This window comes from Microcystis sp. M179S2, assembly GCF_020245805.1.
Classification (GTDB): domain Bacteria; phylum Cyanobacteriota; class Cyanobacteriia; order Cyanobacteriales; family Microcystaceae; genus Microcystis; species Microcystis aeruginosa.
Window position 1 is genome coordinate 1 of the sequence record NZ_JADBUE010000143.1, and the last position, 14444, is coordinate 14444.

The window sequence follows — 14444 nt, forward strand, 5'->3', positions numbered from 1 at the left end:
AAAGGTGAGTGGCCCCCAAAGCCGTTTCCATTAATTAAACTTGCTAAGAAGTTAAAAGACTAGCTTGGCAAAACTAGGCTGTATAAGGATTGTACAGCAATTTTTCGTGGGATATTGAAAAGCATAGACATTATTAATAATAATTCTCAATAGTTACCTCAGTCATAAGGCTCAAAGCCTTGCTGGCCAAGGCATCGACGCACCTCAACGAAAACTCTAGATTTTCAGGCATTGTGTCTAACCCACGAAAAATGTTGAGAAACCCCCCATTCCATCGGCATAAAACAATAGAATTTGTTCCACGCTAATGCCTATGCGATCATTGCCCTAGTACCATCTCACCTTTATAACCCTTAAATCTTTACGTCAAGCTATTTTGAAAGCCTTGCTAGAAACCAGTGTTAGGACAAGTATAATTACTCACTTGCATAAATGAGATGCTCCCGATATTTTAGTTGCTTTACCTTAATAGCAGCAGACTCTGGTAGCTCTGTATTTGTTGCTCAGGGTTGATCTCTCATCATCCTTTCGGTGTTCGCATCAGCACTCCGATTTTTCTTCAGATAGGTTCTAGAATCGAAATCAAGACGCAGGGGAAGATAGAGTTCCCTGAGTCTGAAAAGTGTACTACCGTGTAATTTTATGAAAAATAGTCTGAAACGATCGTTCCTTCGATTTATGACTGTCTCCATACTTATCGTTTTGCCATCTTGTTCACAAAAGAATCCGATCGCTCTTGTTCTCTTAAAAGACACATCTATAAGTGGACAAAATAACGAAGAGTTTAAGACGACAACCAAGAAAGCCTGTAAGGGTATAACAGAATCCATTTCGCGTGGTGATGAATTGAAAGTTATTCAAGTCAATGGCGAGCAGGACTTTTTCGAAAATCTTACCCCCACCAATCCAACTGATGCGAAAAAACAGTGTGGAGCCGTAAGAACCACCCAAAAACAGGGAACTTTGGCCTGTCCAGCTGTTCGCACAGCCCATAAAATTTTTCAGTCATCAAAAAAACCTGGTGTATTGTTAGTCCTTATAGAGACCAACGAGCGGGAATCACCTTGCCCTCAAGATTGGAGAACTACCGTTAAAAATGTCATTGAAAAAGGTGGCTCTGTAGTCATTTTGAATGCTACAAACAACGGCGGCGAATCATTTCGCTTAGAGCTAGAAACTGCTTTGGAAGGTCTCCCAGTTACATATGCTCATACTGACGTGGAATTTGTTATTAAGAACGCTATCCAAGAAACTAGAAGAAAAGCTGAGGCAAAATTATGAAAAAATCAGATAGTTTCCCTCACTTTGAGGGCAACGGTTGGAATAGTCCCCATGTATCTAATGCCAGTGGCCACACCGAACGAGAATCAGAATCTAACCCGTGGCCAGAGTCGGAAGCAAGAGTCAATATCAATCAATCAAAGGAATTCAATCGGCTAATTGCTGAGGACCTTCATCCCCAAGATCAGGAAGACCTGTTACAACGCTTTCCTTGCTATGCGATCGCACAGAGGAGAGTTGCCGCAGCCGAGTTCTGCCGCTTTCAGATTATTAAAATTTGTGAATTATACTAAAGGAGTTTTATGCCTAGAGATACTTTCTCTTTTTTTAATTTCTGTTCTTTGTTGGTCACGAGCATCATCGCCTTCTTAAACTTTAACACGGCTATGGTTTTAGTGCCGGGGGATTGGGACGATATAAAAATATGGTTTGCCGTTCCAGTTTCCTTGATAGCCTGTATTCTTTTCGACACCAAAGTTAGCGAGGAGTATATGCGTGAACGCCTCAAAGGATTTGCGAGATCTACCTTAAATTGGATTAATATTCAGAGAGAAAGACTGAGTCAAACTCGATTTGGGACGATGAGACTGGAAACATACATCTATCTGTTTCAACTTTTTGAAGCACCTTTCTTAGAAACATCAATCATCTCAATTATTAACCGCCTTGGCTGTCTCATTTACCTAATCACCGAGTTTATTGTGAGTGCTTATTTATTACTAGAACGAGAGGATTTGCCCTGGTTCATGTCTATTGCTCCTATCCTAGCAGGATTATTGAACTTAGCAACGGGAATCCTCAAAGGACGTCTTATTGTGTATCCAAAAGCGCTTACACAACTTAGAAAAAAATATCAACAGTATTATGAGGACGTCTAAAATGAATATTAGATTGATAAATATTAACGAGATGAGTTCCGACGATTTAAACGAACTGACGAGTATTTATGTCTCAGATGCAAGTCTGTCACCATCTAAAATGGTTGAAATCCTTCAGCAAAGAGTCGCTTGCCGCTCTCTCCATAAATCCATAAAATTAATTCAGGAAGACCACCGACGGTCTTTTGAAAACTGTTTATCACAGAGAGATAAAAAGCTTGAAGAAATTCGGAAACAAGCAGAATCTCTACACAGTTATCCCCGGGCTATTAACGCTCCAAATCCCTCCTATTTCTTGGCAATAAATACAGTTAAAGAAGACTTAGAATTTGCTGAAGCTCAAGTCAGAAATCATGAAAAATCTATCAGCAGATTAAATAACTTAGAATTGGAATTCAAATCAGTACTAAGAAAATCATCATATTGGTCAGGTTCATTAGCTGATAGCAATATGATGGAAGAAATACTGAATGAAATGGGAATAAAAGAGCTAATGCACGATTTAGAGCAAAGACTGAGAGAATTGCAGGAACAGGTTAAAAAATTTAGCCTTGAATTAACCAAGTTCTCCATCGTTACTGTGTACGGCGAATCAAGAGTAGAAGATTTTCAATATCAAAATGGAGCTGCTCACCATGACATTGAATGAATCCCCTTTTGCAGCGAGCTATGCTCCTCGTCCGGAAAAACCAATCGTGGCCTTGAAACCTAAAGCTTGGTCAGTATTTTTGAGTTGGAAAAACCTCCGTGGAATAATTTTCATAATTCCTCTTTTTTCTATAGCCTGGCAGTACCTAACTCTACAACGAACCGAATATATGTTTACAACTCAACGGTTTAGGACTATTACGGGACTTTTTAACCAAGAAATTGACGAAGTTTGGCTATTTCGTGTGACAGATTTACGCATTTTAAAGCCATTTCTTTATCGTTTATTTGGAATAGCAAATCTTTACATTTACTCTACAGATAGAAACAACAAACTCGTGGTTATTCAGGCAATTTCGCTTACAGATGCCTTGAAGCTGCATGAAATTCTTCAACAGCAAGTCAACATTGAGCGACATAGAAATCGACCTGATATTCCAGGCTCTTGGCAGTAATCAATCATCTCAAAAAAAGGAAATAGTAATATGGCTGACCAAAACACATCTACTAACGGCGAGACTAATACTTCTTGTCCCAGCACAATAGATAGTCCAGAACTACAAGATAAAGATATATGGAGTTCTTATGACAATACCTTTGGCAAATACGCATTTCACGGGGGAATGGAGGGATACTTAGAAAATAAAGACCCTTCGCCTGAAAGTCCACAACAAGAGTGTTTCTACGATGATTCAGGTAATCTAATCGACGAAAACCATCAATACGCAGGAATGAGAGGAACTGCTAATGAATACGATGGACATAAGGGCGATAGTTCAGAACTATGGAACCATTTTTATAACGATAGTGGGGGAATCTGGCAAAACGGTGGAGAAGCCTTTTCTACCTCTGTGGAATCCTACTATGACTCTGTTGAAGATTATGTTTCTGATGTCTATGACTCTGTGGAAGATTATGTTGATGATGCCTTTGAATGAAGTCAAAGTCAAAAGCTCTTGAACGTCCTCAAAGCTTATCTGTCAAGCGTTTTTATCTCCTCTATTCTAACCCGCGCCAAAAAGCCACAAAAACTAAAAAACTTCGCCAACAACAAATGGTTAATAAACAGCCAAAATCAGTCATTCTCCAGCAAAATAATGCCACTACAACAATAAATAATTTGGTCAATAGCTGAACTAAAACAGTTGCAAAAAATAAAGTCTAATTTTGGCTTTAAAATCAATTAAGGGATTGCACAGTTTTCTTGATTGGCAATCCCTTTTTTCTATTAATTCTGCATGGTATAGCCTAAATGATTGCCCACCATCAATTTTTTTATCGTTTCAGCACAGTAATATTAAAACATAATGATATTATGTTCCTACAATTAGGAATTGATTAACCTTTGTAGGGATTTAACACTGTTAAATCTTTATCTATTGACGGTGATTTAAAGATAATTCAATGATATTCTTAAGTTAGTTAATTCAGTATCTTGCTTTAACTCTCTATAGATAGCGATCGCCACTTCACTAGCAAGGTTAATTCCTGAATGGGAGTAGATCAAAAACCGCAAACCATCCACTATTTTTGAAGCTTTTTTCTTTTTTTTGATGAAAGCCACTGTTTTTTTAATATCTTCCTCATTGAATTGAGTTATATCATTTATTATAAAGGGGTGAATATGCCCAGGATTCATGTTAAGTTCAGATTGAACAGATTGAGGTTCAGCATTGCCATTAGGGGTTTTAATTGAAATAAATCGATAGTTGCTTCCCTCCTTATTTTTAACTAAGTCATTGACTTTTTCTAAGTCACAACAAATCAGTTCAATATCTTGATAAATATTAGTAATTCCCTCTCCAATACTATAAATTCTGTCAACTAATGATTGAGGTTCAATCACCTTAACTTCTTTTCCCCAACCCGAAATCCAACGAATGAGATCAATGTCCATTAAAGACCATTCGGGTACAGTAACTTTAATAGTATATTGATAGGGAGGAATATTTTGATCTAACTTAAAAATTCCACGATCTCGCGTAGCGAGCGCTTTGCGTTCATAACTCGTTCCTTTTAACCAATCAGGTGAAGACATTTCTATTTTCTGAAATCTTTGATTTCCTTCACAAATAAATTTAAACGCAAGTTCTGTGGCGTAGAGAATGACAGTAACATTTAATTTCTTTCCTTGTTGGGAATCTAAATACTGACGCTGTTTTGCAACATCATCGCCTAAATAAATTCCTGCACTTGCATCATAAAGTTTATGGAGCTTATCTAACGCTTTCTTTTGCTCATTTATATCTCTCTGAGTATTTACTTGTTGAAATCGGATTCTATCAATTCTTGCGAAGGCAAATAAACCTTTTTTGTCTCCTTCACCTATTTCATACCCTAAATACCATGCAATATTATGAAAAACAATTTGTAAAGGATAAGCGGTAAAGTGTGGTTGATCTTTTGGCCATTTAGCACTTCCTTGAATATGACTAAATTTCAAAAGCTCTCCTTTTTTTATCGCTTCTTCTAACTGTTCAAATTGTTGTTGATATTTCTCCACATCAACAATGGATTTTGTGCCAATTAAGCGAGTAGAATAAGGAGCTTCTTCTTCTAAAAGTTTGGAATTCACTAATCGTTGTTCAAATATATCATAAATTTCGGCAGCAAGAGGATCTTTAAAATATTTCTCTACTGAATGGGATCGGAGAGATTGATAGAGCTTATTTAACTCATATTGAGATAAAATACCTGTTCCTGCAAAGTAGCCTTTTTTCATAGAAATCTCTGGGAGAATTTGATAAGGATTTAGTACAAATTCGATGTCTTTTCTGAGTATATATAAGTTATATTTATTTTCGTCAAATAACCCTAATTTAAGCATATTTTCAATAAAGAATTTTTGGGTTCCCTTAATAGGACTATTAAGAAAAGGACGATGAACAATAAAACGAATGGTTTTGATTAATCGCTCAAATTGTTCTAAGTTAGAATAGCGATGAGTCATTACATCAGGAACTTGAATGGTTTCAATATCAACTAAATCAGCCGCTATATCTCCTCTGGCTAAAATCCCATTCTTTTCTAACCAATATAAGTCTTTTTCTATTGCTTCAGGATGGGCATAAATAGCATGATACTTTTTAGTAATTACTGCACAAATTTCCTCAATTGAAGTGCTAAACTGAGGTAATTCTTCGACTTCTAAAATTTCTTTCAGGTTTTCTGGTTCAGTTTCCGCTAAATTCCCAATCCCTGGGTAGTTAATAATGACGGAAATCAAGTGCATTAATCGTTCAAAGTCTAATAAACGAGAATATGGGTGAAAAACTTTATTCTTATTCAAGTTAGCTATATTAGCTAAAAGACGCTTGAATCCTGTGAGAATTGTACAAATTTCGTCAAGATCAAAGTTATTGTCTTTAACAGGAACAGGATAGATTTTTAACAGTCCTTCGTTAGACTCTGGTGGATTTTCTTGTAAATTAGCATTCATCTTATCAATTACTTCGTCAGGAACTTGGCGATAGCGTTGTTGATTTCTTTGTTTACATTTTTCCACAGAAGTCTGTAGATGCCATCCTATCCATTGAATATTAAATAAATTAACCGTTTTATAAAGAAAATCAAGTCGCCACGGGCGCATGACATTAGTGGCATCATAAATGACAGGTTGATCTTTTTCAACGGCGGTTTTAATTTGATCTAAGACTTCTACCTCAATATCCGCCCAAATTCCTTGATTTGCAGCATCTCCATAAAGTTGCGCCCGAATTTCATCGGTGGAAACCACGACAGCATTAATTTCTTCTGCCAAAACTTGAGCAAACGTTGATTTACCGCTTGCAGGAAGTCCAATCAAAAAGTGACAAATTACAGGTTTTTTCATCATTAGTTTGAAAGGCCGTAAAATAACGGTGTAATTGTTCAATTTGAGTCAAAGAATTGATTGATTCGTTACTATAGGTAAGTTCAGTTTGTCTAATCGCTCCCTTTTCTGATTCAGGAAGTTGATATTCTAGGGAGCATCTGTAACTCCTAAATTAAGCTTTATGTCAAGCTATTTTGAAAGCCTTACCAGAAGCAAGTTTTAGGGACAAGTATAATTACTTACTTGCATAAATGAGATGCTCCCATATTCTGGTTGAATCTGTGACTCGTTCTGGACTCATCTAAACCTCCACAGCAGAAGAATAAAGAATTAAAGTATATCTATCCGAGTCAATCCTATCATATAAGTACGTTCTATCGCCGTACATTTTCTAGCCATTTAAGATCGCTCAGTAAAATAGCAATCACCTGTGTTTTAACCGCAGAATAGATATAGTATTGATCGGTGTTAATAAACTGTTCTTTATAGTCTCTCCTCAATTGCAATAAAGGATGATTGAGAATAATGTTTAAGATGTCTGGAATTGTCTTATGTACAGGGTGAGAGCATCTCAAAAGCTATTGACAATTGGCCAATTTTGTGATCCGCATGGGCATTTCAGCCGATACCAGCCAATCAGAATAGTTACCAAATTGACCAAATGGGTCGATTTTTGCTTAACAATTGAGATGGCAAATTCTCCTCAAATATGCCTGAATCGTGGGTAAGCAACCCCCACAAAGTCCCTTTTGTCAAGGATTGTTAAGATGGGCTTGCCCTGATATAATAGACGGTGGGCTAATGTCCTGAATTAAGCTTAATAATCCCTAACGAGAAATAATGACCATTTCATGCGAACTCCCACCCCTTGCTGAAATTTTTCAATATGGAGTTTCTTAACTCAACCCAGAGAAGATATCGGTGTTCGCACCAAATACACTCTCATAAGCTTTAATTTAGGGTAACGTCGTCATTAGCCATTAATTTACAGTTAACAAATATGACTATTCTTCTTGCGAACCTTGGGACTTCTGACTTATCTATTAAAGTAACAGTAGATAGCAAAAATTATTATCTTCCTATTGATTTTCTCTCGAATGAACCTAATCTAAATAAAAAACTCAAAGACTTAGATAATGAGCGTCGAACTATTTGGGACAATATGTATCAAGGTTTTAACTATGTTCCTAATAGTCAAGTTTACCAAGATTTAGGATTTCCTCCCCAAAAACAACCAGTTCGTGAATTAACCAAAGCTCTACAATCAAGCTATCAAAAAGAGTCCCCTAAATGGCATTCTCTTATTCGACCGACTCGAATTGGAAGTGTAATCCGAAAAGCAGTAGCAATGGGAGCATCTAAAGCCTATATTTTCGTCACCAATCAACCGACTTCACACCCTCAAGATACCATTTATTTGTTCCAGATTATTCAACAGTGGGTACAACAGGAATATCCTGCTTTTGAATTAATTCAAAAAGAGCTACAACTTAATTTAGATCCGCAAAATCCTAACCTTGAAGATTTAGTTCTTGAATACTACTATAATCAGTTGAATGAGATTTATTTAGAAGAAAATTTATCCCAAGAATCAACTATTTTAGTCAATGTTAAAGGGGGAACATTGCACCAAAAAACTGCACTCAAAATTCAAGCAATTGCCAGTGATTTTAAAAATATTCTGTTCATTGACCCCATTTTAGACCTTAATCAACTTTTAGAGGGCAAAAACTCTGAATGTCAACTAACTTCTTATTGGCTTTATCAACGGAATCAAAAATATCAAACCGTTAAGTTACTGTTACAAAAAAGATGGGATTTTGACGGAGCAAGAGTGATTGTTAAAGATTGGCAAGAAACTTTGATTTATTTAGCACAACAAGTTTCTGCAATAGCCAGTGACACCCAAAAAGAGCAAGAAAAGTTAACAGAAATTCTCACAAGACTTGATTTTGCCGTTAGCTGTTTTAACCTTGATAAAAATGCCGTGAGAGATAATGATAAAATGGAGCATAACTTTTGGTTAAATCTTTATACTCAATGTCGGATTTATTGGGAACTAGATGAAATCGCTAACTTTCTAATCCGATTAAGTTCTTTTTATGAAGTCACTTTAAATGAATTAATTATGGGCTTACGCGGACAAAAATACTTGAGAAATAATAATCAAAATCAAGATTGGGCATTTGCCAGAGGACAAGCAGATCAACGATATAAAGTCTGTAATAAATTTGAGGAGCTAGAACAGAATTTTGGTGCATATGAAGTCACTTGGCAATATAAGAAAACTCAAATAAATAAGGAGCATACATCTACTTGTAAAGCCATAACAAATCAAAAAGAATATCCCCTTGAGATTATTATTAAAGGCAAGTTTGGTCAAGGGGATAGTGGAGCGATTGCCAAACTAAAAAATATCTTAAAAGTTGAAGAAGTTTATCATAAGAAACAATATAAATTAGGAAATCGTTATAGTAAGAGAAATTTTGTTCAAACCTTAATAGAAATTGATCATCCTGATCGCCTTGAATTATGGCAACAGATTCTAGTCTCTTTGGTAGAATTAGATTATTGGTTTGATAATCGAAATGCGCTCATTCATAGTGGCAGAGGAGTATCAGTACAAACGATGATTCAACAATGGGAAGAAGACAAACGAAATTGGACTGACGACAAAGATAAATATAAAGCTAATCCCCATAAAGCTTGTCATCCTAACAATATTTTAGGGGAAGTTCTCAATATTGCTGTCCATACTTATCAGTTACTTGGACAAAAATCATCTCCTTATGTCGGTTGCGATGAAAATACTCCCTATTATCTCTATAGCCAATTACGAGATGAAATTTGTCAACAATTGATTTAACCCTTGAATCCCCGCAAAGGCGGGGAGAAGACTAATTTCAAGACCAGCTTTAGAGGCGGTGGAAGATGTGACTTTTAAGCGGTTAGTCTCTTAAGTTTAACAATCTGGTCACTGATAGATTCTAGGGGGATAAAGTCCTGTTGTAGTAATGCTTGTAAGCGAGAATTAGTGTTTACAGAAGCACCAACCACATTGACATCAACGTTGCGTGCTTGTAGTCTCTCAATCAAGGGAATGAAATCTCCATCGCCAGTTACTAAGATAACGCGATCACCTGGTTTAACCGCCTCTATTAAATCCAACCCCATCGCTAAATCATCGCCAAGAGTTTTCCATCCGTTTTCCCGTTGTGATAAAGGGAAGGTGATTACCTCGTAGTTAAGTTGTTTTAAGTGATGAAGCCATTGTTTTTGATTCGGAGAAAGATGCTCATGGAGTCCAGTATAATACTTTAAAGTAAAAGTATCTGTCTGTTTTGCTGGTTCCACCAGAGCAATTTTTAAGGCTTTCCAGTCAATTTCTAACCCTAGTGTTTCGGTCGTTTTGCTGAAATTGTTACCATCGATGTAGATGTGAGTCACCGTCTGTCTTTTTTGGGGTAGGGGAATGACTCGCTTCTCAGTTTCTATCCCTGGGGTTGGCTTCTCTTGGGGAGTAAGTTGATTTAACTGTTGTTGTTGCTGATTTAGAGTTGCAGTCGTTAGCTTTTGTTGATGTTGAACTTTTTGGGTTGCGCCTACCAGTAAACGGCTACTGGTTTTCAGGGTTCTGACTTCTTTAGCCACTTTTTCTGTTGTGTGTGTGACAGCTTTAACCTCTTTTTCGATTTTTTCGATCCCCTTAATCATAGTTTGGGAGTTAGTCAGACTTCCTTCAATCAGAGTCTTGATTTTTTTTTTTTCTTTAGTAACAATGATCGCAGAGGTAGAAGTGGCGGTCGCGAGCGCTGTTCCTACTATCATCAGATGCAGTTGACCCGAAGAAACGATCGCACTAACGAACAGAGAAGAAGCTACTTGAATGAAGGTTTTCATCATCTTTTCTTCTTTTGAGTATAGTGTGTACGGATAAATGAGTTCCACCCAGCCCCATTAGGCAGCCCTAACGTTTCTCTATTAGGTTGTCTGGGTGCGAACAATTCTTATCGTAATAGGGGTTTTAACGGGGTTCAAGCAATGTCATGCGAACGCCCATCTAAGGATGAAAGAGCATTTAGAGCGATCGCTACTACCTGATCAAGGATTAATTGAGAAGCATTATTCCGGTTCTTCGGTTTGTCTTATGCCAGGGACGGGGGTTATAAGGTTGGCAATTTTTATCAAGTATTTTTATCTAGAGCGAACTAATCAATTAAGTCTCTCGCCAGACAAGGATTTAGTCGATTTATGCCACCTGATCGAACCATACCAAGTAACGAAGAACCATTAATTCCACCTCTTGCCTCTTGTCTCTTGCCTATCTTCACTAGAAAATTAATTTTGCACGACTACTTATTGAAATAGTCCTATCCAGAATATTTCTTGAGTGCCAGTCTGTGGATTGGATTAAGGTGATAAGATCAAACATGACCTTTTTTCTCCCTAATCGCAATCGCACTTCATCAAAAAAAGCGATCGCAGTTACCTAACAAATAGCCAAAAACGCGGTTATCGAAAATTTGGGTTGAAAACCCCGTCCTTTGAGGACGGCTTTAAGCTACAATAGAAAAAGCGATAACCAAGCTAAAAACTGAACCTTGACCAGAGATAGTAGGGGGTTTCGTCCAGAAAAGAAGTCAAATTCGGCCTTGAACGGGTAAAACTTTCTAAGTAGTCATGCAAAATTAATTACCGACCACAGAGGGCTGAAAGCCTTGCTAGACAAGGATCGCTATGGGTAAATAATTTTACCCAGATACTTAGGAAATAAGGTTGAACATGAGATTTTTTCGACTTGTTCAAAGTGGCCGTCCAGCATTCGGACAATCAAAACGGACGGGTCGGAAAGCGTAAGACTACCGCTAAGGTAGCAGTATCCTGTGAAGCGTCAACCCCATTCAACGACCATCCTAAAAAGGTGGCGTGGTGAGGAATCACCGCTCGTTTACGGCAGTGAGGATGTCAATATATCCCGACAAGAGCATCGATCACGCTTGAGTCGGCACGCAGTAACCCACGATAAAATTATCGTTTCCCATAGTTGGGTTAAGGAACGCAACCCAACCTGCAAGAGCCGCAATCTCACTACTTACAAAATTATGGAAGCTTAAAAGCATGGACAAGAATACAACAAATAACTACTTACTACACTTAGCAACACTAGCATTGATGATTTCTGCGGGTAGTGCATCAGCAGCTGTTTCTTCTAGTGATCCTCATCGCATCACTGAACAAAATACACGAGTATGGCCTTCTACCACTGATACCAATGAAAAAGGTATGCAAGCAGAGCCTTTGGTATCGGAGGAATCCATTATTGCTAGACCTGCATGGCACTATCAAGCATGGCCTGAAAGCACCTTTGTTCGCATACGCCCACCTATTAATCGAAGTTCACAAGATGTCCAGTTTGATGGCTCTTATGTAGAGCTTTTTCAAGATATTTAATGGTAATTGATATTAAATGGGTGACACTTTATTTTTTAGATTTAAGGTGTTACCCTTATTACAGTAATTTCCGAAACATATCATCTCATACAATCACCGAAAAGCTTACTGGATAAGCACTTCAACCCTCGTATTTGTACTTGAGCGATCTGCAAAGTGTTGTATTTTTATCAAATAATGATTGGCTGAAAAATTATCAGACTACCTAAATAATTGATTTAAGGAAGTATTTAAAATGAATTTAGCAAAAAATCGCCTTACGCAGTTTGTCATGAAGACTTCAAAGCTTTGTAATCTGAGATGCAAATACTGCTATGAATTTGAAGAGCTTGGGAAAAATAGTAGAATGTCTTTGGAGCAGCTAAAAATTGCTTATAAGTACATCGCTGATTATTATGAAGCGTTAGACAAACAAGATAATCTTAATACAGAAATTCGTTTTATTTGGCATGGGGGAGAACCATTACTTATTGAACCTTCATATTATTGGCAAACCTTTGAGGATCAAAAAGCGATATTTGATGGAAAATTTGAGATTCTTAATATGGTACAGACCAATTTAACAGTTTTAGGTGAAGAAAGAATTGAGTTGCTCAAGTATGGTTTCGATAAAGTAGGGGTTTCAATTGATATAATCGGCGGGTTGCGGGTTAATATAGCTGGTCATGATTTGCAATCTAAAGTATTACAAAATATGGATATTTTGAACCAAGCTGGTGTTAATTTTGGCTGTATTACTGTCCTTACCAAAAATAACATCGACAAGGTTACTAAGATTTTTAATTTCTTCAAAAAATCTCAAACTCAATTTAGCTTTTTGCCATTATTTCATGGGGCTTATGAAGACCAACATCAAAATTTTGAATTATCCACACAAGATATTTTGAAGGCTTATCAACAGTTAGTAGATGCTTGGCTTCAAAGTGAGGATTTTGTTTCAGTATTACCCATTGTAGATCATATTCATAGGGTACTAAATTATATTTTAAAGAATAGTCCACCTACTTATTTTAATAAAAGACTTTGGAATACAACCTTGCTAGTTAATACAAATGGAGACTGTTACAGCTATGGTGATCCTTATGGGGAAGAAGAATGGACATTGGGCAATATTTTTACTACATCTCTTAATCAAATTTTATCTGGAGATAGGTGGGAAAAATCCGTTCTTGCCGCAGAGGAAAGAATAGCTTATAACTGTCTAAATTGTAAATATTTTGGTAGTTGTGATGGATATGCAATTGCAGAAGATCACTCCAATTGTCGTGAAGTATCTACTAATGGCATTCGAGTATGTACGCTTGAAAAATCTCTTTTTGAATACATTGAAAATCGATTAAAAGAAGTGAATTTAATTGATAAAGATGGTTCACTAAAATTAACCTCTAAACAAGCAGAGAAGCTGGGGATGAATACGAAGCAGATTTTTTAGTGCAATCGCTAATTTTGTAGGTTTGATTGAGGTGAAGAAACCCAACATTGCCTTTATTTCTTCCCTTATGTAGAGCCTCGACAGGGCAGAAGCTTATTCTGTGAATTCTCCCATTTAGATGGGGATTGTTTCGGAGAATATCTATTACAACTATCGCAAGCTTTTCCCAATGAATTACATATTTTACAAGTAGATAACGCTCCTGCACATATGGCGGGACACTTAGAAATTCCCGACAATATTATCTTGTTTTATCAACCTTTTTGTTGTCCTGAAGTTAACCCCGCAACAGAGAGTTTGGCTGTACCTGAAAAATTTTCTGGCATGGGAAACTTTTGAATCTCTTGATGCTTTAAGAGATAAACTCGATGCTCTTTTAAATCGTTTATCCAATGACACTATCGGGTATTTAACGGGATGGTCTTGGATTTTAGAAGCTCTATGTCTGTCAGGAATTTAGAAATTTGGTATAAGTAACGAAGAACCATGCTTTTCATGAACAAGCCAAGCGTGTTATGGCAACTCGACCACAACAGAAGTGTCAACTTGTCACAACAGATTTTGTTTTATTAGAACTTGCTGATGCTTTTGTTTTGCCGAAAATTCGTTCTCAAGCAATTAGATTTATTAATCTACTCAAAAATCTATTTGGTTTATAATATCAAATAATTAACTTTATTTTTAGAGATGAATCTAATTTTATCAAGTAAAGCGGCCGCCAGACTCCAAGTAGAAGTGCAGTCAAGAGAAGATTTTATCGCTGATGTTAATGCTTGGCGAATTGATGTCCTCGATCTCAGGAAGAGAGGTATTTTTCTCATTACTCAGGAAAAGAGTTTATACACCTCAATTGCTTCGTACAAGCAGGGAATTAAGGGAATTATCGCTCAAATTACCGCCATTGATCGGCAAGAGGGTGATTCCCCTGAAATTCATTATC

At 36.9% G+C, this 14444-nt stretch carries 15 protein-coding genes and 2 pseudogenes; 14 read left to right on the plus strand and 3 right to left on the minus strand.

Annotation, left to right across the window (positions count from 1 at the left end; translation table 11 throughout):
- The first annotated feature begins 678 nt into the window (after positions 1–678).
- Genes IM500_RS08540 through IM500_RS08570 form a run of 7 tightly spaced genes read left to right on the plus strand, consistent with a single transcriptional unit; the run spans position 679 to position 3942 of the window.
- Positions 679–1281: a hypothetical protein gene (locus tag IM500_RS08540; RefSeq protein ID WP_149989542.1), complete on the plus strand. Its 603-nt coding sequence runs from the start codon at positions 679–681 to the stop codon at positions 1279–1281.
- Positions 1278–1574 carry a hypothetical protein gene (locus tag IM500_RS08545; RefSeq protein ID WP_190721266.1) on the plus strand — a complete coding sequence of 99 codons (297 nt, stop codon included), beginning with the start codon at positions 1278–1280 and terminating at the stop codon, positions 1572–1574. Before IM500_RS08540 ends, IM500_RS08545 begins: the two co-directional genes overlap by 4 nt.
- Positions 1575–1583: 9 nt before the next feature.
- Entirely contained in the window at positions 1584–2159 is a 576-nt protein-coding gene (locus IM500_RS08550; RefSeq protein WP_287738126.1) for a hypothetical protein, read from the plus strand.
- 1 nt (position 2160) lies between these two features.
- On the plus strand, positions 2161–2808 hold the full coding sequence (locus IM500_RS08555; protein ID WP_287738127.1) for a hypothetical protein: 648 nt from the start codon (positions 2161–2163) through the stop codon (positions 2806–2808).
- Complete coding sequence (locus tag IM500_RS08560) at positions 2780–3262, plus strand: PH domain-containing protein (RefSeq protein WP_287738128.1); 483 nt, start codon at positions 2780–2782, stop codon at positions 3260–3262. Before IM500_RS08555 ends, IM500_RS08560 begins: the two co-directional genes overlap by 29 nt.
- A gap of 30 nt (positions 3263–3292) precedes the next feature.
- Positions 3293–3745, plus strand: coding sequence for a hypothetical protein (locus tag IM500_RS08565; RefSeq protein WP_193961756.1), 453 nt, complete (start codon positions 3293–3295; stop codon positions 3743–3745).
- Positions 3742–3942 carry a hypothetical protein gene (locus IM500_RS08570; RefSeq protein WP_287738129.1) on the plus strand — a complete coding sequence of 67 codons (201 nt, stop codon included), beginning with the start codon at positions 3742–3744 and terminating at the stop codon, positions 3940–3942. Before IM500_RS08565 ends, IM500_RS08570 begins: the two co-directional genes overlap by 4 nt.
- Before the next feature lie 255 nt (positions 3943–4197).
- Here IM500_RS08570 and IM500_RS08575 read toward each other — a convergent pair whose 3' ends face one another.
- Together IM500_RS08575 and IM500_RS08580 are read right to left on the minus strand one after the other, a co-directional pair.
- Positions 4198–6642 carry a WYL domain-containing protein gene (locus IM500_RS08575; protein ID WP_287738130.1) on the minus strand — a complete coding sequence of 815 codons (2445 nt, stop codon included), beginning with the start codon at positions 6640–6642 and terminating at the stop codon, positions 4198–4200.
- Positions 6643–6995: 353 nt separating this feature from the next.
- On the minus strand, positions 6996–7121 hold the full coding sequence (locus IM500_RS08580; RefSeq protein ID WP_277925602.1) for a hypothetical protein: 126 nt from the start codon (positions 7119–7121) through the stop codon (positions 6996–6998).
- A 500-nt stretch (positions 7122–7621) separates the two neighbouring features.
- Here IM500_RS08580 and IM500_RS08585 point away from each other — a divergent pair, with 500 nt between their 5' ends.
- Positions 7622–9487 (plus strand): hypothetical protein, encoded by a 1866-nt coding sequence (locus IM500_RS08585; protein ID WP_287738131.1) that lies wholly within the window; start codon positions 7622–7624, stop codon positions 9485–9487.
- Positions 9488–9561: 74 nt separating this feature from the next.
- On the opposite strand, the gene IM500_RS08590 is transcribed toward IM500_RS08585, so the two are convergent.
- A complete protein-coding gene (locus tag IM500_RS08590; protein WP_287738132.1) occupies positions 9562–10524 on the minus strand; it encodes an NYN domain-containing protein in 963 nt (320 codons plus the stop codon).
- Between the two features lie 163 nt (positions 10525–10687).
- Between IM500_RS08590 and IM500_RS08595 the strand changes: the two genes are divergently transcribed.
- From IM500_RS08595 to IM500_RS08620, 6 genes and pseudogenes are all read left to right on the plus strand, one after another.
- Positions 10688–10915, plus strand: a complete 228-nt coding sequence (locus IM500_RS08595; RefSeq protein WP_190722545.1) for a hypothetical protein — start codon at positions 10688–10690, stop codon at positions 10913–10915.
- Positions 10916–11739: 824 nt separating this feature from the next.
- Positions 11740–12072, plus strand: a complete 333-nt coding sequence (locus tag IM500_RS08600; protein WP_190722519.1) for a hypothetical protein — start codon at positions 11740–11742, stop codon at positions 12070–12072.
- Positions 12073–12307: 235 nt separating this feature from the next.
- Positions 12308–13504 (plus strand): radical SAM protein, encoded by a 1197-nt coding sequence (locus tag IM500_RS08605; RefSeq protein ID WP_190722520.1) that lies wholly within the window; start codon positions 12308–12310, stop codon positions 13502–13504.
- 69 nt (positions 13505–13573) lie between these two features.
- Positions 13574–13964 (plus strand): annotated as a pseudogene (locus IM500_RS08610) (transposase); the annotation flags it as partial.
- Between the two features lie 55 nt (positions 13965–14019).
- Positions 14020–14163 (plus strand): hypothetical protein, encoded by a 144-nt coding sequence (locus tag IM500_RS08615; RefSeq protein ID WP_242034670.1) that lies wholly within the window; start codon positions 14020–14022, stop codon positions 14161–14163.
- A 28-nt stretch (positions 14164–14191) separates the two neighbouring features.
- Positions 14192–14444: pseudogene (locus IM500_RS08620) on the plus strand (DUF6933 domain-containing protein); the annotation flags it as partial.